The following is a 20041-nucleotide window of genomic DNA, read 5'->3' as shown; positions in this document are numbered from 1 at the left end:
TAGGGGGGGCGGGGTTAGTCGCGGTAACGGCGAGTTAGATCCCCATACGCATCTACTCGACGATCCCTCAGGTAGGGCCAAATGCGGCGTGTGTTTTCACTGCGCGCCATATCAAGCTCAACGACTAACTGCTCGGTCTCTTCCCCTGCATGGGCTAATAGTTCACCTTGCGGCCCACAGACAAAACTACCACCCCAGAACTGAATGCCATCGCCGACTTCGGAGTGATCCGCCTCAAAACCAACCCGGTTAGCGACCAGCACGGGTAAGCCGTTGGCTACGCCGTGGGCGCGCTGAATCACTGTCCAGGCATCTTTCTGGCGTGCCTTCTCAGCGGCATCATCATTGGGGTCCCAGCCAATCGCAGTGGGGTAGAGCAGTAAGTCCGCACCGGCCAGGGCCATCAATCGGGCGGCTTCCGGATACCACTGATCCCAGCAGACCAGTACGCCAAGACGACCTACGGATGTCTCAATGGGTGTAAAGCCTTCACCGCGGGCGCTGTCATGGTCGCCTGGCGTAAAATAGAACTTCTCATAAAACCCAGGATCATCGGGAATGTGCATCTTGCGGTACTGCCCAACGCGCCCTTTGGCGCGGTCATAGACCACGGCGGTATTGTGGTAAAGCCCTGGGGCGCGGCGTTCAAACAACGAACCGACCAGGACAATGTCCAGCTCCTTAGCGAGTGCTGCAAGACGCTGGCCGGTCGGGCCATCCAACGGCTCTGCTAGGTCAAACAGCGAAGGGTCTTCGAACTGGCAAAAGTAATGAGTGGCATGCAGTTCTTGCAGCAGTACCAACTGAGCGCCTTGCTCAACGGCACTGCGAATACCTGCTTCACTGGCAGCCAGGCTTTGCGCTTTATCAGGCCACGCAGGTTGCTGCACAACAGCGACGGTTAGTGTCGTCGACATGGTGACTCCTTTAGCAAATAGCGGTCGCAGAAAACGTACTCTGGGTAAGCGTGCCTTGTGGAAGCTGCATGGTTAAGCAGTGCAGGCTGCCATGTTGGCGAATAACGCTGACGCACTCAATCGGAATTAGGGTGTGTTCGGGAAATGCACTTGTCAGCGCGTGTAGCGCGGTGACATCCGCCGGGTCGCCGTAAGTAGGAACCAGTACGGCTTGATTGATGATCAGAAAATTAGCGTAAGTGGCTGGCAGGCGGTGGCCGTCATCAGGGTCGAAGCAGGCCTGGGGCCAAGGTAGCGCGATTAAACGGTAGGGTTCACCATTGCGTTGTCGAAACGCCTGTAACGCCTGCTCCATCGCCGCCAGTGCCGGATAATGAGGATCATTGGGATCATCGCAGCGTACATAGGCGATGGTGGTTGGATCGCAAAAACGGGCAAGCGTATCGATATGACTGTCGGTATCGTCGCCTTCTAAATGACCATTGGCCAGCCACAATACGCGGTCAACGCCAAAATCTTGGGCGAGCTGGGCTTCTACATCTTCTCGCGATAGCGTTGGGTTGCGGTTGGGGTTAAGCAGGCATGCTTCTGTAGTGAGCAGAGTGCCTTCTCCATCGGTTTCGATACCGCCACCTTCCAGCACTAAATTCCGTGTCGCTACCGGGCAAGCCCAAACGCCCGCCTCGGCAAGCCACTGGGTAAGCCGATTATCACGCTCAGCGGGGAATTTACCGCCCCAGCCGGTGAAGGTGTAATCAAGCATCAGCATCTGGCCCTGGTCGTCGATAACACTGATCGGCCCATGGTCTCTCGCCCAGGTATCATCAGTGGGTGCGACAATAAGCTGCAGCCGGGAAGCAGGCACGCCGTAAGCGTCAAATGTAGTGGCTAAGCGTTGTTGCGTTAACTCATCGGGCACACAAATCAGCACGCGCTGAAAGCGTGTCGTGGCGATCACAATGCGTTCCAGGGTGGCTTCGATGCGAGCAAGCAAGGGCGCCCAATCGCCGTCTGGCCGCGGCCAGGTCAATTGTATTCCGTCTTGGGGATACCATTCGGGTAGCAAACGATAAGTCATAAAAGCGCAGGCCCACGGTCAGCAGTAAATCGGCGCAATGTAGGCGGTGGCGGGGCAAGTTGCAAGCGTAACGTTTTTAATCTGAACGCTCGCAGGGCTGATCGCTCTAATGGCCGTTTGGAACATGCAGCGAGACTAAAAAAACCGTACCATGAGCGCTTATTGATAAGGAATGACGCCATGCTTGATCGTTTGCCTTTCCTGGTGGGGCTGCGCTACGTGCGCGCTAAACGCCGGAACCACTTTATTTCGTTTATTTCGCTTACCTCAATGCTGGGGTTAATGTTAGGGGTCGCCGTACTTATTCTGGTGTTGTCGGTAATGAACGGCTTTGACCATGAGCTAAGGACGCGCATTTTAGGCATGGTTCCACACGCCAAAATTGAGTCCCGTGTGGGAATGGTCGAATGGGAGTCTCTTGCCGAAGAGCTGATGCAGCGAGAGCGGGTCATTGGCGCGGCGCCTTTTGTCGAGCAGCAGGGCATGTTTTCGGTCGGTGGCCACAATCAGGGTGCCATGGTGAATGGTATTAATCCCGATTGGGAAGACCGTGTCTCCATTATTGGCGAACATATGAGCCAAGGTGCATTAGCCGATTTAGTGCCCGGTGAGTGGAATGTAGTGCTGGGGTCGATGCTGGCGCGCAGCCTGGGCGTTGGCGTTGGGGACCGAGTGACGCTGTTGGTGCCTGAGGCTTCGATTACCCCGGCTGGGGTGTTCCCGCGCTTAAAGCGCTTCACCGTTAGCGGTATTTTTAGTGTCGGTGCTGATTTAGACGCCAACCTGGCCTACGCCAATATTGAAGATATGCAGACGCTTGCCCGCTTGGGTGACGCCATTGGCGGGCTTCGCCTACAGCTCGACGACCTGTTTGCTGCTAGTAGCGAAACTCAGGCCATTCTCAACGAGCTTGGCCCTGAGTACCTCGGCAGCGACTGGACATTCTCTCATGGCAATTTGTTTCAGGCGATACAGATGGAAAAGCGCATGATTGCGCTGCTCTTAACCGTGATTATCGCTGTAGCGGCGTTTAATATCGTCTCTACGCTGGTCATGGTAGTCACCGACAAAAGCGCGGATATCGCCATTCTGCGTACGATAGGTGCTAAGCCGAGCTCGATTATGGGGATTTTTATTGTTCAGGGCATGGCCATTGGGCTGATTGGTATCGCCATGGGGGTGGCCGTTGGTGTACTGCTGGCGCTGACCATCGCTGATCTGATTGGCTGGGTGGAAGGGACATTGGGCATTCAGTTCTTGGATGCTGGGGTTTACTTCATTAGCGATTTACCTTCTCGCTTACAGTGGGATGATGTTAGCCGTATCGTATTGGCAGCCTTTGGGCTGACATTCCTGTCCACGCTCTATCCTGCTTGGCGTGCGGCGCGGGTTCAGCCAGCGGATGTATTGCGCTATGAATAATGGCTTCAGGAATAAGGATGACATGATGTCTACGAATACGGTGTCTACCCACGCACAAACAGACGCAGCCATTATGCTCGATTGCCAAGCGCTGACTAAGACTTACAGCGAAGGCCCACAGGATCTAACGGTGCTCGATAAGCTCAGCCTGCAAGTGCGCGCTGGAGAGCGGGTGGCTATCGTCGGCAGTTCGGGCTCCGGTAAGACCACATTGCTGAATCTGCTGGGAGGGCTCGACCGCCCCAGCGAAGGCAGTGTGGTGATCGCTGGTGAGCCGCTATCGGGTTTGAATGAAGCGGCGCTGGGCAGCTTTCGGAACCGCTACATTGGGTTTGTGTATCAGTTTCACCACCTGCTGGCGGAGTTCACCGCCGTCGAAAATGCGGCGTTGCCGCTGATTATTCGCGGCCAGTCGAAAAAGGCGGCCGAGCAGCGGGCGATGCAGATATTGGAGCGAGTGGGCATGCAGCCGCGTGCCGACCATAAGCCAGGTGAGCTTTCTGGTGGTGAGCGTCAACGCGTGGCGATTGCCCGGGCACTGGTTACCGACCCCAGCTTGGTGCTGATGGATGAACCCACGGGTAACCTTGATCAGACCACTGCAGCGACTATTTTGGCGCTGATGGATGAGCTGGCCAAAGAGAGCGCCTGTGCCTTTGTGATTGTGACCCACGATGTGAGCCTTGCCGCTCATCAGGATCGTGTGCTTAAGCTGGATGCAGGTAGGTTGGTCGAGCAAACGCCAGCGCGTTAACGATGGAGATAGGCTCTTAAAGCTTAATCATCAAATTCTGCTTCAATCTGCGCACGCCGCTGCCGACGTTTTTGGCGGCGGCGTTTCCAATTATGGGAGACGTGCCAGCGCCAGACTAAGCGGATACCGATATTGACGACGATCGCTAATATCAACGCTGTCACCAGCGAGCCAACGATCAGAGGCGGCATAATGTCGTGCATCTGTTCGGCAATCCAGCGCGTTGAAATACGCGAGGGGGCTTCTCGTACAGGCGCACCGAGTATGAAAGTGCCAATCCGATAATTGCCGTAAAAAATGAGCGGCATTGTTAAAGGGTTAGTGATCCATACCAAACCGATCGAAAGGGCTAAGTTGCAGCGCGTTAAGCGAGCACCCAGCGCAGCGACCACCATCTGAAAAGGGATGGGGAGCATGGCGCAAAACACGCCCACACTAAACGCATTGGCAACGCTTCGGCGAGTTAGTAGCCACAAACCCGGGTCTGCAATCAGCGGTGCCATAAAGCGTAGCGAGCGCTGTTTTCTGATGGTGTCGGGTTTGGGCATGTAGCGCTGCAGGAACCTGCGCGGCATGACGGATACTCTTACCTATCGATGCTGCCCATTATCCATATAGCGTTGCCCTTCGGCTATGCTAGGCCATCAATGAACATTCGACAGGGAGAGTTCTATGCGGTTAGGGGTCGCCATGCCCGCTGCACTTGCAGCTCTCGCTGGAGGGATTTTGGCATGGTACAGCCATGCCGCTGGGATGACCTCCAATGCGTTCGGATGGGTGCTGGTAGCCGCGTTGTTGATAGTGGCGTGGCAACCCCGCCGAGGTATATGGCTACTGATGGGTCTATGGGTATTTGCAGGCGTTCAGCAGCAATGGGCGAGCCGTTTGCCGACAGGCCTGAGTGGTGAGGATATAGTTGTTGAAGCCACTGTGCTTAACGCTCAGCCGTCGGGAGACGCAACGCGTCTGATCCTGCGTGTTGATAGCTGCCAAGGCCCGGCACAACGACCACGTTGCTCGGTGATAAACAAGGTGCGGGTAACGGCTTATAGCGATGAAGCTTTTTATCCCGGTGAACAGTGGCGAATGACGCTACGTTTGCGGCCTCCCAGTGGTTTTGCCAACCCCGGTACGTTTGATTATGAGCAGTGGCTATGGCGTGAGGGAATTCACGCCACTGGGTATCTGCGCCAAGATCCACCGCCGGTTCGGCTAGCTTCCGCCGGGCCATCGCTGCGTCAGTTGGGGGTGGGTTTTTTAGCCCAGCAGGCGCTGGATGAGCGCACTAAACGCTGGTTGGCGGCGCTGACACTGGGTGATAGCGAACAGCTTACCCAAGATGACTGGTCGTTGTTGAATGCGACCGGCACCACCCATCTGGTCGTTATTTCAGGCTTACACGTTGGGCTGGTGACGTCATTTGTATTGATGCTTGCCAAGCTCGGTGCGCGCTTAACGACGCCTACCAACTGGCGCATGCGCGCTTGGCCTTGGTGGGTGGCGGCAGTAGCCTGCATCAGTTACGCCACGCTTGCCGGGATGGCACCGCCCGCTATGCGTGCCATGGTGATGACGTTGATTGGCCTGTGGGTGCTTAGTGGTCGACATGCACCAAGCCCATGGCAAGGGTGGTGGTTGGCCATTGCGCTGGTGCTCCTCGTTGATCCGTTGGCTCTGTGGCGGCCCGGTATGTGGCTGTCATTTGTGGCGGTGGCATGGTTGATCACTATTTGGCAGGGGCGGCGGCGCCCTCGGGGAATTAAGGGCTGGTGTTGGGCGCTGGTCAGATCGCAGTTACTGCTTGCACCGTTAATGGCCGCCGCTGTGCTGGTAGCATTTGGGCGCATAGCGCCCGCCGCTCCGCTGATTAACCTAGTGGCCGTGCCGTGGGTGAGTTCCATCATGGTACCTACGGCGTTACTGGGTTGGTTATTATCGCCGGTGCCTTTTCTAGGCCATGCTTTGTGGTGGCTGTTTGAGGCTGCGCTTAATATTTTCCATTTACTGTTGAGCCTCTCTGTCCAGCACTGGCCGCTATGGGAGCCTGATCGGCCATTAACTTATCCGCTGGCCTTTGCGCTGTTGCTACTGTCACTCTGTTGGGGATTGCCTGCGGTGCTGCCGGGGATGCGGCTAGCCGCTACAGCATTGGTGGTGGCGCTGCCTTGGTGGTCGCTATCGTCAATGACTCCCCAGCAGGGGCTTCGAGTGAGTGTGCATGATGTGGGGCAAGGGCAGTTGATAGAGCTGCGCAGTGAACATTATCGACTGCTTTATGACACTGGACCGCGCTTTCGCGGCGGTTTTATGCCGCTGGAAACGCTGTGGTCGCCGGGTCAGCGCTTTGATCAGGTGATCGTTAGTCACGCCGATAACGACCATGCGGGTGGCGTTAATGCGTTATTAGCGGAGCATCAGGTTACTCAGTGGACTGCCCCTGCGGGTGAAACGCTGCCAATAGCGAGTCGGGCGTGCCAGCGAGGTCAAACCTGGCAGCGCGATGGTGTTAATTATCGCTTTTTATGGCCGCCAGCGGGCGCTAATGCGTTATCACCCAATGATCGATCCTGCGTATTGGAAGTCAGTGTAGGCGAGCATCGGCTGCTCATCACGGGGGATGTGAGTACCGAGATAGAGCGACGCTTTTTGCTTGAAGTGGATTCGCCTGTCTCTATGCTTGTCGCGGGGCATCACGGCAGTGGAACGAGTTCGGGTATTCAGTTCGTACGTCATACCGCCCCTGAACATGTTGTTTTTAGCGCAGGACGTGATAATCCTTTTCAGCATCCTGGAGATGCCGTCGTGCGCCGTTTTCGTGATCAGGAGAGCTGTTTGTGGAGTACGGCCCAAGACGGCGCACTGCGTTTTTGGCTGGAAGCTGCTCGTCCTTTTGAGGTTAGAACGACGCGACCACGGTCAAGTCGACGCAATCGGTGTTGAACCACGTCGCCATCAGGTAGAATTCACCGCATTGCACACTATTGCCGGGAGCGCGTGTGGCTGATTCAAGTTGGGGTATTTACAAGCGGTTATTGGGCTATGTTAAGCCACATTGGCGCGCGTTTGCGCTGGCGCTGGTGGGGTTTGTGGTATATGCCGCGTCGAGTACCGCACTGGCGGAAATGATGAAGCGGCTGATTGATGGCATTCAAAACCCGGATGCGGCCTTCCGGTTCTTCTTGCCGCTGTTTGTCATTATTATGTTCTCCGCCCGCGGGGTAGGCACTTTTTTAAGTACTTACTTTATGGCTTATGTGGGGCGCTACGTGATTCATACCCTGCGCTGCGATGTATTTGCTCATCTTCTTCATCTGCCTGGCCGGTTTTTTGACCACCACTCCAGCGGTCAACTGGTATCGCGGGTGACCTACCACGTCGAGCAAGTGGCAGGGGCGGCCACCAAGGCGGTGACGATTATTCTACGTGAAGGCCTGTTCGTCGTCGGCCTAGTGCTTTATCTGCTCTGGACCAACTGGATGCTCACGCTACTGTTTTTAGGCGTGACGCCGATTATCGCCGTCGTAGTGAGTTACGTCAGTAAGCGGTTTAGGCGTATCTCCAAGCGCATTCAGCACTCTATGGGCGATGTAACCCATATTGCATCGGAAGCGTTGTCTGGCTATCGCGTAGTGCGCACCCATGGCGCAGAAGATTATGAAAAGCAGCGCTTTGAGCGAGTGAGTGAAGAGAATCGTCGTCAAAGTATGAAAGAGGCCATGACCCGGGCGGTTAGCTCGCCGGTAATTCTGATGCTGGTGGCTATCTCTATGGCGCTGCTGGTATGGCTGGCGATGGCGCCCTCCCTGATGGAGAACATGACTCCCGGTGAGTTTGTCGCCTTTATTACGGCCGCCGCCCTGATGATCAAGCCGGTGCGACAATTGACTGAGATTAACGGTGAGATTCAGAAAGGGTTGGCGGCAGCTTCAGAGCTTTTTGGTCTACTGGATATGACGCCGGAGCAGGATAACGGTAAGCGTATTGCCAGCCGTTTAAGCGGTGAGGTCGTTATCGATAAGGTTAGCTTCCGCTATGCTGACGACCAACCCGAAGTACTGCATGAAATTAATCTACGGCTGGCGCCAGGTGAACTGGTGGCGATAGTCGGTCGCTCGGGAAGTGGTAAATCTACGCTAGTGAGCCTATTGCCGCGCTTCTACAGGCCTAGCCAAGGCAGTATCACCATTGATGGCGTCAATGTTGATGAGTACGCGCTTGGGCCGCTGCGCCAGCAGATTGCCTTGGTCTCCCAGCAGGTGACGCTATTTAATGCCTCAATTGCCGATAACATTGCCTATGGGGTGGCTAATCCTGACCCGCAGGCTATTCAAGCGGCGGCTGAAGCGGCCTATGCCCACGAGTTTATCGACAAACTACCCGATGGTTATGCGACCACCGTAGGCGAAAACGGCGTGATGCTCTCGGGTGGGCAACGTCAGCGGCTGGCGATTGCTCGGGCTATCTTCAAGGATGCGCCGCTGTTGGTACTCGATGAGGCCACCTCGGCGCTGGATACGGAATCCGAGCGCTATATTCAGAAAGCGCTGGAGCGCGTTTGTGAGGGGCGCACTACATTGGTGATTGCCCACCGCCTGTCCACCATCGAACGGGCCGACCGGATCGTAGTGATGGATCAGGGGCGTATTATTGAAGAGGGTAGCCATCAGGCGTTGTTGGATGCCGATGGCGCCTATGCAGCGCTGCATCAGTTGCAGTTTCAAGAAGCATTATGACCCTGCCTACAAAAGCGCAAAAGACTCGGACACTGGCAGAGCGTTGGCTGCAAGGTGTCTATCAGGGCAGCCGTTGGCTTTGGCCGCTGAAGCCCTTAGGGGCGCTTTATCAATGGGGAATGGCCCGCCGTGAACAGGCCTACCAGCGTGGTAAGAAGGCTACGTGGAAGGCCCCCGTGCCGGTAATTGTGGTCGGCAATATCACCTTAGGCGGGACCGGGAAGTCGCCGTTAGTGGCGTGGTTGGGCAATTGGCTGGTGGCGCAGGGCTGGTCGCCAGGTATTGTTACCCGCGGCTATGGCGGAACATCCTCGCACTATCCCTTGTTTGTCACCGCCGCCACTAATGTTACCGAAAGCGGCGATGAACCCTTGATGCTCGCGCAGCAGACAGGGCTACCGGTAGTGGCAGACCCCAAACGGTCACGCGGCGTGCAGGCGCTAGTGGCGGCGGGTTGCGATATTATTTTGAGCGACGATGGCTTGCAGCACTTGGCGCTGGCGCGGGATATTGAGCTAGTCGTGGTTGATGGTGCCCGCGGTTTAGGTAATGGTCGCTGCTTACCCGCCGGGCCGCTGCGCGAATCGCCCAGCCGGTTGCAACGCGTTGATGCCGTGATCGTCAATGGTGACTCACAACAGGCGTTGCCGGTCGGCTCTGTGACCACTATGCAGTTAGCACCGCGTTATTGGCGCCGCTTAGATGACGGTGCTCGGTTTTCGCTAGCGCCGCTGCCGTTTTCGCTACCAGTTCACGCGGTGGCGGGTATTGGCAATCCCGAGCGCTTTTTTCGCACGCTTTCCGATTTGGGGGTCAGTGGTGACTGGCATCCATTGGCCGATCACCAGCAGTACAGCGCTGAGGCGCTAAACTTTACAGATATCCGCCCGGTGATCATGACAGCCAAAGATGCGGTTAAATGTTATGCCCTGGCACCGCAGAATAGTTGGGTACTAGACGTGGAAGCAGCGCTTCCACCCGAATTTGAACACTGGCTGGCAGCACGGCTGTCGGCACTTTCCTAAAGGAGTCACGCGCATGGATAAGGAACTGCTGGCAATGCTGGTCTGCCCGTTGTGTAACGGCAAGCTGAAATATGACCGTGAGGCTCAAGAGCTGCGTTGCCACTACGATGGCTTGGCCTATCCCATTCAAGAAGGGATTCCCGTCATGCTGCCGGAAGAAGCCCGTGCCATGGATGCCGATGAGAAGCTGCCTACTTCCCCTGGTCGCGCGCCAGGGAGCGCTTCAGGACGCGCTTCAGGACAATCCGGAGGCGTTTAATGGCTTCTCCTGACGTTGCCGTGCCTGACTTTACGGTTGTCGTACCCGCCCGCTATGGCTCCACCCGTTTGCCCGGCAAGCCGCTGTTAGAAATTGCCGGAGAGCCGATGGTCGCCCACGTATGGCGTCGCGCATGCCAAAGCCATGCCAGCCGGGTTGTGGTGGCCACGGACGATAGCCGCATTCGCGATGCCATGTTGCCCTATGGTGCTGAGGTGATCATGACGCGCGACGATCATCCGTCGGGCACTGACCGCTTAGCCGAAGTGGCTGATATCTTAGCGCTAGCGGATGACGCTCTGCTGGTTAATGTGCAGGGCGATGAGCCTTTGATTCCGCCTGCCTTGATTGATCAAGTGGCTCTTCGCTTGGCCGATGACCCCGAGGCATCGATTGCCACGCTGGCAGAGCCTATCAACGATGTCGACACGCTGTTTAATCCCAATGTGGTCAAGGTGGTGCGCACACTGCAGGGCCGAGCGCTGTATTTCTCGCGTGCGCCCATCCCCTGGGATCGAGAGCATTTCAAACAGGCGCCCACGCTACTGGCGACCGATGCCTGGCTGCGCCATATCGGCCTCTATGCTTACCGCGCAGGTTTTCTAGCGGCTTACCGTGACTGGCCAGCCTCTAGCCTGGAGCAACTTGAACAGCTTGAGCAACTGCGTGCGTTACAAAACGGCCACGCGATACAGGTAGCCTTAGCCTGTGAGGTAAATCCCGCGGGTATTGATACTGCCGAGGATTTAGCCCGTGTGCGTGCGCTGCTTGCCTAGCGCCTAAGGAGAGTTGTTGTGAAAGTGTTATTTGTGTGTCTAGGCAATATTTGCCGTTCGCCCACCGCAGAAGGTGTTTTTCGCCGAGCCCTTGAGCAAGCAGGGCTAGCCGACGACGTTGAAATAGACTCCTGCGGGGTCGGCAGTTGGCATGTGGGCAAAGCGCCAGACTCGCGCGCCCAGCAAGCGGCCTTATGCCGTGGTATCGATTTAAGTGGCCTGCGTGCCCGCCAGTTAAATGTGCAGGATTTTGCTGAATTTGATTACGTGCTGGGTATGGATCAGGACAATTTGCGCGCCATACGTGACCTGAAACCCGCCAATAGCCAAGCTCATGTCGGCCTGTTTTTAGATTTTGCCGGGACGCCTGGTACAGAGGTGCCTGATCCTTATTATGGCGGGGATGAGGGCTTTGAAAACGTTCTAAATATGATTGAAGCCGCATCAGACGGGCTCATTCAGCACCTCAAACGTGAGCGCTGAGGTGGCGGCTTTTAATCTGCAGACCAATATTGATTTAACCCTTGCCAATACGCTGCGGCTACCTTGTCACGCCGAGCACTATGCAGCGCCGGGCACACTGTCAGCACTGCGCACTGCACTCGCTTATGCGCACGCTCAGGGCTGGCCCGTGACGTTGCTGGGCGGTGGCAGCAATGTACTGCTGCCTGAGCAGTTGCCGGGCCTGGTGCTACGCCCAGCCTTAAAGCAATGGTGGTTGAGACATCCAAAAGGCGCTCAACAAGGGGATGTGTTTGCCCAAGTGGGCGCTGGGGTTAATTGGCACGCCTTAGTCATGGCGACTGCCGCACGGGGGTTGTGGGGAATCGAAAACTTGGCGCTAATTCCCGGTAGTTGCGGGGCGGCACCGGTGCAAAATATTGGCGCCTACGGCGTTGAGCTTGCTGACACGCTGCAAGCGGTGCAGGTCATGGAGCTCGCCACTGGACGCTGTTATTGGTTAAGTACTCAAGAGTGCGCGTTTGCTTACCGGGACAGCATCTTTAAAGGCGAGTTAGCCGATAGTGTTGTGATTACCCAGCTAATAGTGCGTTTATCACGCATGCCAGCGCCGCAACTGCATTATGGCGATCTTGCCGCGCGGTTATCTGCCACACCCTCGCCGCTTGAGGTTGCTGAAGCCGTTTGTGCTATTCGCCGCGAGAAGCTACCCGACCCTGAGGTGCTTGCCAACGCGGGAAGTTTCTTCAAAAATCCGCTAGTAAGTGATGAGCAGGCAGCACAGCTGTCGCGTCAGTATCCTGCGATGCCCCATTTTCCCCAGGCGGGAGGGCAAACAAAGTTAGCGGCAGGTTGGTTGATCGACCAGTGCGGTTTAAAAGGAATGCGCGACGGCGCCTTTGGCGTACACCAGCATCAAGCGCTGGTGCTGGTGCATTTTGGTGGCGGTGATCGCCTCGGCTTGATGAAAATCGCCAACTATATCGCCGCTCAAGTAAACACACGCTTTGGCGTGCTGTTAGAACCCGAGCCACGTTTTATTAATCCTTAACGCCCTTTGCCAGCGAATCCTTCTGCCGTTTTTAAAAGGCGTCTCCTAAACAGCAAAATCCCCGCTTAAGCGGGGATTTTGCTGTTGCAACACGCGACCGATTTTACTCGGAGTGGGTGTCCTGTTGCGCCTGTTTACGCTTTTCTCGCGGATCGTTGTGAGCCCGTGTGCGACGGCGACGTGGCTTAGGCGTTTCTTCAGTGACTGCGTCTTCAGCGGGTGCTTCGCTAGCAATCGGCTGAGCAGGCTGAGGCTCTACTTCAGTCGTTTCTAGTTCGCCGCTACTCTGCTCGACGCTCTTTTCTTCCTCGCCTTGCTTTTCCTCAGCTTGCTTTTGCTCGCTGCTGGATGGCTCTTCAACTGAAGAGGCCGCGTCGTCACGCTCAGAAGTCCTCTCAGAAACGCTTGTTGTTACTGCTTCCTGGCGAGTTTCCTGGGCGTTAGTTGACGCTTCAGGCTGGCGCTGTTCGCTGCTTTGATCCGTGTTAGCGCTACTGAGAGGCTCAGCGGCAGCTTCTTCAATAGTGGCCGCCGGATCGACCGCGTTGGCCGCAGGCGGTTCGATAGCTTCAGGTGCTACCGATTCGCTAGCACTTGGCTGGCTATCAGCAGTTTGCTCAGTTTCAGCAGGCTCCGAGTTGGTGGCTTCGGTTGCTTCTGAGTTCACCTCCGGTGGCGCTGATGTAGTCTTACTCTCTTCAGAATGAGGTTCCGTCGTTTCAGAGGCAGCAGCAGGTGCGGGCTCTTCGCTGGTGACGGGTTCACTCGGCTTGGCAGCGGCTTCCTGCTCAGCGGTCTCAGAAGCAGGTTGAGCAGCTTCATCGGCAGAGGCGGCGACGTCAGCATTCGATGTCTCGGCAGCCGTTGCTTCTGAAGCCGGTTTTTCTGTAGCAGGTGTCTCTACTTCCGGTGCCGGAGCTTTCGCGTTTGACGTTTCGGTTGTCGGCGCAACAGGCGCTTCATCCGCTGGTTCAGCGGTTTCTGGCGCTTCATTTGCCACTTCTGCCTGCAGCTTTAACTGCTCGGCTTCTGCCTGTGGGTTGATCGCCTGGGTACGTGTACGGTTACGCGGGTTGTTACGCGTACGCTTCGGCTTGCCGTCATCCTGCTTGGCTTCTGGCTGTTTGGCAGTTTCATCGGGTTGGCTGTCTTGGCTAGCCTCGCGACGCGACTCTTTCGGCGCTGCGCTTTTGCCGTTATTGCTCTTTTTAGAGCTGTCTTTTCCAGAACTGTCTTTGCCAGAGCTATCTTTGCCAGAACTATCCGACTGGCTCTCTTTACGAGGCGCTTTGTTGGCCGACTCTTCGGTGGCATCGTCTTGCTGGGGATGACGACGACGATTGCGAGTGCGGCTGGGGCCGCTGCGCTTGTCGCTGTTATCGTCACCGGCAGGGCGCGGAGCAGTGGTGGGTTGCTCGCTTTTTTGCTCGGCTTTTTGTTCAGTTTTTGGCTCAGACCGGGTGCTGTTATCGCTGCGCGACTCGTTACGGCTAGTGTTGTCGCCGCGCTCATTGCGTGAGGGCTTCTGCCGCGACTCACTGCTGCGCTGATTGGTTTTACGCTCGCTTGGCTTGCGCGGTGCCGGGGTTTCAGTCTTGGGCTCTGGCGTAGCTTCAGTATTACTTTCGTCGCTGCCTAGCAACTTGGCGAAACCACGGATAAAGCGGCCAATGACGCTGGGTTGCTCGCTGGTCGCCGGTACTACTTTCGCCGCCGGGGCAGCAGCAGGCGCTTTCTCTTCGGTTTGCAGCGATGCCGGCGCAGGGGCGTTATGCGTAACGCTTTTCACTGCTGCTTCGGCGCGTTGAGCGGGCGGTACGAAGCTGGGTGTTGGCTCTTTGCCTACTTCGGTATCCGTGGAGAGCTCAAAGCTCGAAAGGCTTTGAGTATCATCCTCGTCTAAATGATCATCGCGCAGGCGCTGAACGTCGTAGTGGGGCGTATCCATATCAGGATTGGGTAGCAGCACAACGCGAACATTTTGGCGGGACTCTAAATCGGCCAGCACACTGCGTTTTTCATTGAGCAGATACGTAGCGACGGGTACCGGCAGAATAGCGCGAATCTGCGCGCTGTTCTCTTTCATGGCCTCTTCTTCAATCAGGCGCATGATCGACAGCGACAGCGAACGCACATCGCGAATGGTGCCTTGGCCATTACAGCGCGGGCAAACCACGCCGCTGGTTTCACCCAGCGAAGGACGCAGGCGCTGACGGGACATTTCCATTAGGCCAAAGCGTGAGATGCGACCAATCTGCACCCGCGCGCGGTCTAGCTTAAGCGCATCGCGCATGCGGTTTTCAACTTCACGCTGGTTGCGCGCAGGCCCCATGTCGATAAAGTCGATGACGACTAACCCGCCGATGTCGCGCAGGCGTAGCTGGCGGGCGATCTCGTCGGCGGCTTCAGAGTTGGTCTGTAGGGCGGTTTCTTCGATATCGCTGCCGCGGGTGGCGCGGGCCGAGTTGATATCGATGGAGACCAGTGCCTCAGTGTGATCGATCACAATCGAGCCACCGGAAGGAAGCTTCACTTCGCGCTGGTAGGCCGTTTCGATTTGCGATTCGATCTGAAAGCGCGAGAACAGCGGTACTTCATCAGCATAAAGTTTAATCTTCTGCTGATACGAGGGCATGACCTGGCGAATAAAGCCCAGTGCTTCGGCGTGAATCTCGGGGCTGTCGATCAATACTTCGCCGATGTCCTGGCGCAAGTAGTCACGCATAGCGCGAATGATGACGTTGGATTCACGGTAGATTAGGAATGGGGCAGGGCGCTTGGCGGCTTCAGTGGTGATCGATTCCCACACCTGGACCAGATAATCCAAGTCCCACTGCAGTTCTTCCGGGTTACGGCCAATGCCCGCAGTGCGCACAATCAGGCCCATTTTGTCCGGCACGGTCAATTGACCCATGGCATCTTTGAGCTGACTACGCTCATCGCCTTCGATACGGCGAGAAATGCCACCCGCACGCGGGTTGTTGGGCATCAACACCAAAAAGCGGCCAGCCAGGCTGACAAAGGTGGTAAGTGCGGCGCCTTTATTGCCACGCTCTTCCTTGTCAACCTGAACGATGACTTCTTGGCCCTCTTTGAGTACTTCTTTAATGCTGGGACGTCCGGAAACGTCTTTTACAAAGTACTCTTTAGAGATCTCTTTGAGCGGCAAAAAGCCGTGGCGGTCAGCGCCGTAATCGACAAAGGCAGCTTCAAGTGAGGGCTCTACGCGGGTGATTTTACCACGATAGATATTGGCTTTTTTCTGTTCTCGAGCGCCGGATTCGATGTCTAAATCGTACAGGCGTTGTCCATCAACTAAAGCGACGCGCAGCTCTTCGGGCTGTGTCGCATTAATAAGCATCCGTTTCATGTTGTCTCGCATAGCGTTGCGTACCGGCGAACTGCCTATGGGGTGACGTAGGCGAACCGCTGGGTGCTGCGTGCTTGTGCTCGGCGCATTGCAATGCTGACGCGTCAAGCCGGGAAGGCATCATCGCCAACCCGGCCAGTAGGGCGTTGAGTACGTGGCGGAGGCAGGACGTGTTCCGGTGGTTGTCACATCCATCCGGCCCTGCTGACACCGCCGACACCTAGCATTCATCGATTCACCAACGCCGGCCACCGGCACAGCGTTGAACTTGTCGCCCGGAGTCAGCCAGCGCCTTGTGACGAGAAAGGAGGGGGCTGCTCAGGGCGTGGCGTTGTTAAGTTACTGCCTGCCGTTGAGGGCTAGGCTTATCTTCATCTGCCGGCATGAAAAACGGGCGGCAGATTTACTGCATTTTTTAAGATCAGATGTTGGTACTGGAAAAACGGGCAATGCGTACACTGACGTCGTCTTTCGTGTTCAGGCCTGCGTGTTAGTCGGGCAGGCGCATTAACCGAGCTCAGCGTTGATGTTTTCTGCTAACCAATTTAACGAATTAGCTATCTATCAGCTAGTCACTAGCGGTAGACAAGAAAGCTTTCTGTGCTTGGCTGGTGAACGTTTTGGAATATAACAGTAAAGACAACGACCAGCAATTGACGCAATGCCCTTGGGTCTACGCTAGAATGCCGTTTTTAGCTGATGTCATCGAACTACAGCAGGAGCAAGCGGCAATGTCCGAAGGGCGTGAAGTACAGTGGGTGGATATTGCCCCAGAGCAGGCTGGGCAGCGAATTGATAATTTTCTCATGACGCGGCTCAAAGGAGCGCCACGGGCGCTTATCTATCGCATCGTGCGTAAAGGCGAAGTGCGCGTTAATAAAAAGCGCGTAAAGGTGGATTACCGTTTGCAAGCAGGCGATTTAGTTCGCGTTCCGCCGCTGCGCTTGGCGCCCCGTGAGGCGGTCAAGGAAGTGAGCGATAATTTACGCGACCTGTTAGTGGGCAGCGTTATCATGGAAGGCCCTGATTGGATGGTGCTCAACAAGCCTTCAGGCTTGGCGGTACATGGTGGTAGCGGGGTTAAGATTGGCTTAATTGAAGCGCTACGTCAGGTGCGCGATGATTTGAGCTTCCTGGAGTTGGTTCACCGTTTAGATCGCGATACATCAGGCTGTTTGCTGCTCGCTAAATCCCGTGATGCGTTGGTGACGCTTAATGAGTCACTGAAAAAACACGGCATGGACAAGCGCTATCTAGCCTTGGTGAGCGGGCGCTGGCCAGCGCGTAAAACCTACGAAAGCGCGCGTTTGGATCGCTTTGATGCGGGCAATGGCGAGCGTCGGGTAAGGGTTGATCCCAATGGTAAAGTGTCGCGTACTCATTTCTCGGTGGTCGAGACGTTCGAAAAAGTCACCTTGATCGAAGCCGAGCCAGTGACAGGGCGCACCCACCAGATTCGTGTGCACGCTGCTCATGCAGGCCATGCACTGCTGGGCGACGATAAATACGCCACCCGTGAAAGCGGTTACCTTACCAAGCAATTAGGGCTGGGGCGTTTGTTTCTGCATGCGCGTGCGCTTACCTTTCCCGAGCCTACCAATGGTCGACCGGTGACCGTCAAAGCGCCACTGCCAGAGGCGCTGGAAGAAGCGCTTAAGCGTGCTCGCCAATAAGCCGTTTACTAATCCGCCCTTGATAAGGAGCTGCCATGCAGTACGAGCTGATTATATTTGATTGGGATGGCACCTTGATGGACTCGGTGCCGCGGATAGTGTCGTGCATGCAGGCGGCTGCGCTGGAGGCCGAGTGGGGAGAACTCTCGGCGGAGGAGGTGGAAGATATTATTGGGTTAGGGCTGCCTGAGGCCATTGCCCAGCTTTGCCCAGGTATTTTACCAGCTCAGGCCGAACGCCTACGTGAGCGTTATTCACACCATTTTGTGACGGCGGATGCGACGCCGATGCTGTTTTTTGCCGGGGTTGAGGCGCAGATCGCCCGTCTGCGCGGTCGTGAGCAGCAGCGGCTAGCGGTAGCGACCGGCAAAAGTCGCCGTGGCCTCGACCGCATTTTTGCTGAGACCGACAGCGGTGCCTGGTTTCACGCCAGCCGCACGGCGGATGAAACCCGCTCGAAGCCACATCCTCAAATGCTTACGGAGCTGTTGACTGAGCTTGAAGTGCCCGTCGAGCGAGCGGTGATGGTCGGCGATACAGAATACGACTTGGAAATGGCGCGAGCGATTGGCATGGATCGAATAGGCGTGACTTACGGTGTGCATACGCCAGAGCGTTTGGCACTGAGTCGCCCCAAGTGGATTGCCCATAGCATCGATGAGCTTTTTGATCGGTTGTACAGTGAGTAGCCAGCGTTTACATAAGGACATTTTATGAGCGACGACCCAACCCGCCCTGGTGGCACAAACGACGGACGTGACGGCCCGACCAATGATGATCGCAATGAGGTGAGGGAGGATCGTTGGACACAGGGATCAGAGGTGCCTCCTAGTAAGGGCGCTAAGCCGATGTCGGGTGCGCCAGACGATGATGCCGAAACCCTGCGCGAACGCCAACGGCTGGCGCAGCTGGAAATGATGGATCATTGGATAGGCGGCGTGTTAACGGAACAGCGACGCACTCGCCGCTGGAAGCTGTTTTTCCGCCTGATGATGCTCACTATTGTGTTGGTGGCGCTGTTTACCACCCTTTATAGCCTGTTTTGGGATTCGCCTAGTGCCACCGCGCCCACACAGCGACACTTAGGGATTGTTGAGGTTAGCGGGGTAATTGCCAGCGATTCGCCTGCCAATGCCGAGCGTATCATTGAGGGGCTGAATAACGCCTGGGAGGCGGAAGGCGCTTCGGCTGTGGTGCTGCACATTAATAGCCCAGGTGGTAGCCCGGTGCAGTCTCAGCGTATCTATGCAGAAATTATGCGTCTACGCGAGCAGGGCGATAAGCCGATTATCGCAGTGATCGAAGATATCGGTGCCAGCGGCGCTTATTATATTGCGGCGGCGGCGGATGAGATCATTGCCTCGCCGGTGAGCCTGGTGGGCTCTATTGGCGTTATTTACGCGGGCTTTGGTTTTGAAGAGGCAATAGCGCGTATTGGTGTGGAGCGCCGCGTGCTGACTGCTGGTGAAAATAAAGCCTTTCTTGACCCGTTTCAGCCGCTGGATGAAGAGGCGGAGCAGTTTTGGCAGGGAGTGCTCAGCCAAACTCACCGTCAGTTTATTGATGATGTGCGTGCGGGAAGAGGTGAAAGGCTTAGCGACAGCCCCGATATATTTTCAGGCCTGGTCTGGAGTGGTGAGCAGAGCATTGATCTAGGCTTGGTTGACCAATTAGGCAGCCTTGAGCAAGTGGCGCGTGACCGAGTGGGTGACACCCATTGGGTTGATTATACGCCGAGTCTTGATCCATTTGAGCGCCTGACGCGCCGCTTTACCCAGGTCGTCGCTGAGGTATTGGGCGTCAGTGCGCCCGCTACCCCGCTGCGCTTCTAAGCGCTTAGTTGTCAGGCCCTTGGTTGTCAGCTCTATTGATAATCAGGAGGCGCCAAGCGGGTCTAAGCCCGCTTGGCGCAGCATGTCGCAAAGCGCAATCAGTGGTAACCCAATCAATGCGTTAGGGTCGCGGCCTTCAAGCTTCTCAAACAGCGCTATGCCTAAGCCTTCCATTCGAAAGCTGCCAGCGCTGTCGAGTGGCTGTTCTTTGGCGACATAGTTTTCAATTTCCTGGGCGCTCAAGTGGCGGAAAACCACCTCGAATGGCTCGACGTGCACCTGATGCCGCTGGTGGCGTGTATCCAGTAGCGCTAAACCGGTCAAAAAAGTGACACGCTGGCCGGAAAAGCGGCTTAGGTTAGCGCGTGCCTTGGCTTCGGTATGCGGTTTGCCAAGAATGTCGCCTTCAAATACTGCTACTTGATCAGAGCCGATAATGCAGTGGTGGGGGAAATGGTGCGCAACGGCGTTAGCTTTGCTGAGCGCTAGTCGATGGACCAGAGCGTGGGGTGTTTCGCCACTATGGGGTGTTTCATCAATATCCGGCGAATAGCATTGGTAGGGGAGCTGCAGTCGATCCAGCAGCTCGCGTCGCCAACGCGAGCTGGAGGCCAGTACCAGCTCGGTCGTTGATGCCTGACTGCTTGATGGCTCGGTCATTGCGGATGAAGTCACAAATAGCTCCTGGC

At 56.2% G+C, this 20041-nt stretch carries 17 protein-coding genes; 12 read left to right on the top strand and 5 right to left on the bottom strand.

Annotated elements, in window-relative coordinates; all coding sequences use genetic code 11:
- Window positions 1–14 precede the first annotated feature (14 nt).
- Both V8L70_RS09690 and V8L70_RS09685 read right to left on the bottom strand, forming a co-directional pair.
- Window positions 15–917, bottom strand: a complete 903-nt coding sequence (locus tag V8L70_RS09690) for a carbon-nitrogen hydrolase (RefSeq protein WP_336269308.1) — start codon at window positions 915–917, stop codon at window positions 15–17.
- Between the two features lie 10 nt (window positions 918–927).
- Window positions 928–1995, bottom strand: a complete 1068-nt coding sequence (locus V8L70_RS09685; RefSeq protein WP_336269307.1) for an agmatine deiminase family protein — start codon at window positions 1993–1995, stop codon at window positions 928–930.
- 180 nt (window positions 1996–2175) lie between these two features.
- On the opposite strand from V8L70_RS09685, the gene V8L70_RS09680 reads away from it, so the two are divergent.
- Together V8L70_RS09680 and V8L70_RS09675 are read left to right on the top strand one after the other, a co-directional pair.
- Window positions 2176–3417 carry a lipoprotein-releasing ABC transporter permease subunit gene (locus V8L70_RS09680; protein WP_008956821.1) on the top strand — a complete coding sequence of 414 codons (1242 nt, stop codon included), beginning with the start codon at window positions 2176–2178 and terminating at the stop codon, window positions 3415–3417.
- Between the two features lie 25 nt (window positions 3418–3442).
- Entirely contained in the window at window positions 3443–4171 is a 729-nt protein-coding gene (locus V8L70_RS09675) for an ABC transporter ATP-binding protein (protein ID WP_008956820.1), read from the top strand.
- Between the two features lie 23 nt (window positions 4172–4194).
- Here V8L70_RS09675 and V8L70_RS09670 read toward each other — a convergent pair whose 3' ends face one another.
- Entirely contained in the window at window positions 4195–4746 is a 552-nt protein-coding gene (locus V8L70_RS09670; RefSeq protein WP_336269304.1) for a DUF2062 domain-containing protein, read from the bottom strand.
- Window positions 4747–4843: 97 nt separating this feature from the next.
- Here V8L70_RS09670 and V8L70_RS09665 point away from each other — a divergent pair, with 97 nt between their 5' ends.
- The 7 genes from V8L70_RS09665 to murB are packed head-to-tail and all read left to right on the top strand — an operon-like array spanning window position 4844 to window position 12477.
- Window positions 4844–7111, top strand: coding sequence for a DNA internalization-related competence protein ComEC/Rec2 (locus tag V8L70_RS09665; RefSeq protein ID WP_336269303.1), 2268 nt, complete (start codon window positions 4844–4846; stop codon window positions 7109–7111).
- Window positions 7112–7167: 56 nt separating this feature from the next.
- Window positions 7168–8904, top strand: coding sequence for a lipid A export permease/ATP-binding protein MsbA (gene msbA / locus V8L70_RS09660; protein WP_336269302.1), 1737 nt, complete (start codon window positions 7168–7170; stop codon window positions 8902–8904).
- Complete coding sequence (lpxK, locus tag V8L70_RS09655; RefSeq protein WP_336269301.1) at window positions 8901–9929, top strand: tetraacyldisaccharide 4'-kinase; 1029 nt, start codon at window positions 8901–8903, stop codon at window positions 9927–9929. Before msbA ends, lpxK begins: the two co-directional genes overlap by 4 nt.
- Window positions 9930–9942: 13 nt before the next feature.
- Window positions 9943–10188 (top strand): Trm112 family protein, encoded by a 246-nt coding sequence (locus V8L70_RS09650; RefSeq protein WP_008956815.1) that lies wholly within the window; start codon window positions 9943–9945, stop codon window positions 10186–10188.
- Window positions 10188–10964, top strand: a complete 777-nt coding sequence (gene kdsB / locus V8L70_RS09645; protein WP_008956814.1) for a 3-deoxy-manno-octulosonate cytidylyltransferase — start codon at window positions 10188–10190, stop codon at window positions 10962–10964. Before V8L70_RS09650 ends, kdsB begins: the two co-directional genes overlap by 1 nt.
- An 18-nt stretch (window positions 10965–10982) precedes the next feature.
- Window positions 10983–11447, top strand: coding sequence for a low molecular weight protein-tyrosine-phosphatase (locus V8L70_RS09640; RefSeq protein WP_008956813.1), 465 nt, complete (start codon window positions 10983–10985; stop codon window positions 11445–11447).
- 1 nt (window position 11448) lies between these two features.
- Window positions 11449–12477, top strand: a complete 1029-nt coding sequence (gene murB / locus V8L70_RS09635; RefSeq protein WP_336269300.1) for a UDP-N-acetylmuramate dehydrogenase — start codon at window positions 11449–11451, stop codon at window positions 12475–12477.
- 103 nt (window positions 12478–12580) lie between these two features.
- Here murB and rne read toward each other — a convergent pair whose 3' ends face one another.
- Window positions 12581–15847: a ribonuclease E gene (gene rne, locus V8L70_RS09630; RefSeq protein WP_336269299.1), complete on the bottom strand. Its 3267-nt coding sequence runs from the start codon at window positions 15845–15847 to the stop codon at window positions 12581–12583.
- 731 nt (window positions 15848–16578) lie between these two features.
- Between rne and V8L70_RS09625 the strand changes: the two genes are divergently transcribed.
- Genes V8L70_RS09625 through sppA form a run of 3 tightly spaced genes read left to right on the top strand, consistent with a single transcriptional unit; the run spans window position 16579 to window position 19352 of the window.
- Window positions 16579–17520 carry an RluA family pseudouridine synthase gene (locus V8L70_RS09625; protein WP_008956810.1) on the top strand — a complete coding sequence of 314 codons (942 nt, stop codon included), beginning with the start codon at window positions 16579–16581 and terminating at the stop codon, window positions 17518–17520.
- Window positions 17521–17555: 35 nt separating this feature from the next.
- Window positions 17556–18209: an HAD family hydrolase gene (locus tag V8L70_RS09620; RefSeq protein WP_008956809.1), complete on the top strand. Its 654-nt coding sequence runs from the start codon at window positions 17556–17558 to the stop codon at window positions 18207–18209.
- Between the two features lie 24 nt (window positions 18210–18233).
- Complete coding sequence (gene sppA, locus V8L70_RS09615; protein WP_336269298.1) at window positions 18234–19352, top strand: signal peptide peptidase SppA; 1119 nt, start codon at window positions 18234–18236, stop codon at window positions 19350–19352.
- Window positions 19353–19394: 42 nt separating this feature from the next.
- Here sppA and V8L70_RS09610 read toward each other — a convergent pair whose 3' ends face one another.
- On the bottom strand, window positions 19395–20012 hold the full coding sequence (locus V8L70_RS09610) for a Maf family protein (protein WP_336269333.1): 618 nt from the start codon (window positions 20010–20012) through the stop codon (window positions 19395–19397).
- Window positions 20013–20041: the final 29 nt, after the last annotated feature.

The organism is Vreelandella arctica (genome assembly GCF_037070215.1).
In the GTDB taxonomy this organism is placed as follows: Bacteria; Pseudomonadota; Gammaproteobacteria; order Pseudomonadales; family Halomonadaceae; genus Vreelandella; species Vreelandella arctica.
The sequence above is the reverse complement of the archived record's forward strand: the minus strand, read 5'-3'. Positions and strand labels throughout refer to the sequence as shown.

What these genes read in the sequence shown, in the direction of transcription:
- V8L70_RS09680 (WP_008956821.1), top strand. Translation starts at nt 2,176, where the DNA reads ATGCTTGATCGTTTGCCTTTCCTGGTGGGGCTGCGCTACGTGCGCGCT.
- V8L70_RS09685 (WP_336269307.1), bottom strand. Translation starts at nt 1,995, where the DNA reads ATGACTTATCGTTTGCTACCCGAATGGTATCCCCAAGACGGAATACAA.
- V8L70_RS09690 (WP_336269308.1), bottom strand. Translation starts at nt 917, where the DNA reads ATGTCGACGACACTAACCGTCGCTGTTGTGCAGCAACCTGCGTGGCCT.
- V8L70_RS09620 (WP_008956809.1), top strand. Translation starts at nt 17,556, where the DNA reads ATGCAGTACGAGCTGATTATATTTGATTGGGATGGCACCTTGATGGAC.
- lpxK (WP_336269301.1), top strand. Translation starts at nt 8,901, where the DNA reads ATGACCCTGCCTACAAAAGCGCAAAAGACTCGGACACTGGCAGAGCGT.
- V8L70_RS09670 (WP_336269304.1), bottom strand. Translation starts at nt 4,746, where the DNA reads ATGCCGCGCAGGTTCCTGCAGCGCTACATGCCCAAACCCGACACCATC.
- V8L70_RS09665 (WP_336269303.1), top strand. Translation starts at nt 4,844, where the DNA reads ATGCGGTTAGGGGTCGCCATGCCCGCTGCACTTGCAGCTCTCGCTGGA.
- rne (WP_336269299.1), bottom strand. Translation starts at nt 15,847, where the DNA reads ATGAAACGGATGCTTATTAATGCGACACAGCCCGAAGAGCTGCGCGTC.
- V8L70_RS09625 (WP_008956810.1), top strand. Translation starts at nt 16,579, where the DNA reads ATGTCCGAAGGGCGTGAAGTACAGTGGGTGGATATTGCCCCAGAGCAG.
- V8L70_RS09675 (WP_008956820.1), top strand. Translation starts at nt 3,443, where the DNA reads ATGTCTACGAATACGGTGTCTACCCACGCACAAACAGACGCAGCCATT.
- sppA (WP_336269298.1), top strand. Translation starts at nt 18,234, where the DNA reads ATGAGCGACGACCCAACCCGCCCTGGTGGCACAAACGACGGACGTGAC.
- kdsB (WP_008956814.1), top strand. Translation starts at nt 10,188, where the DNA reads ATGGCTTCTCCTGACGTTGCCGTGCCTGACTTTACGGTTGTCGTACCC.
- V8L70_RS09610 (WP_336269333.1), bottom strand. Translation starts at nt 20,012, where the DNA reads ATGACCGAGCCATCAAGCAGTCAGGCATCAACGACCGAGCTGGTACTG.
- V8L70_RS09650 (WP_008956815.1), top strand. Translation starts at nt 9,943, where the DNA reads ATGGATAAGGAACTGCTGGCAATGCTGGTCTGCCCGTTGTGTAACGGC.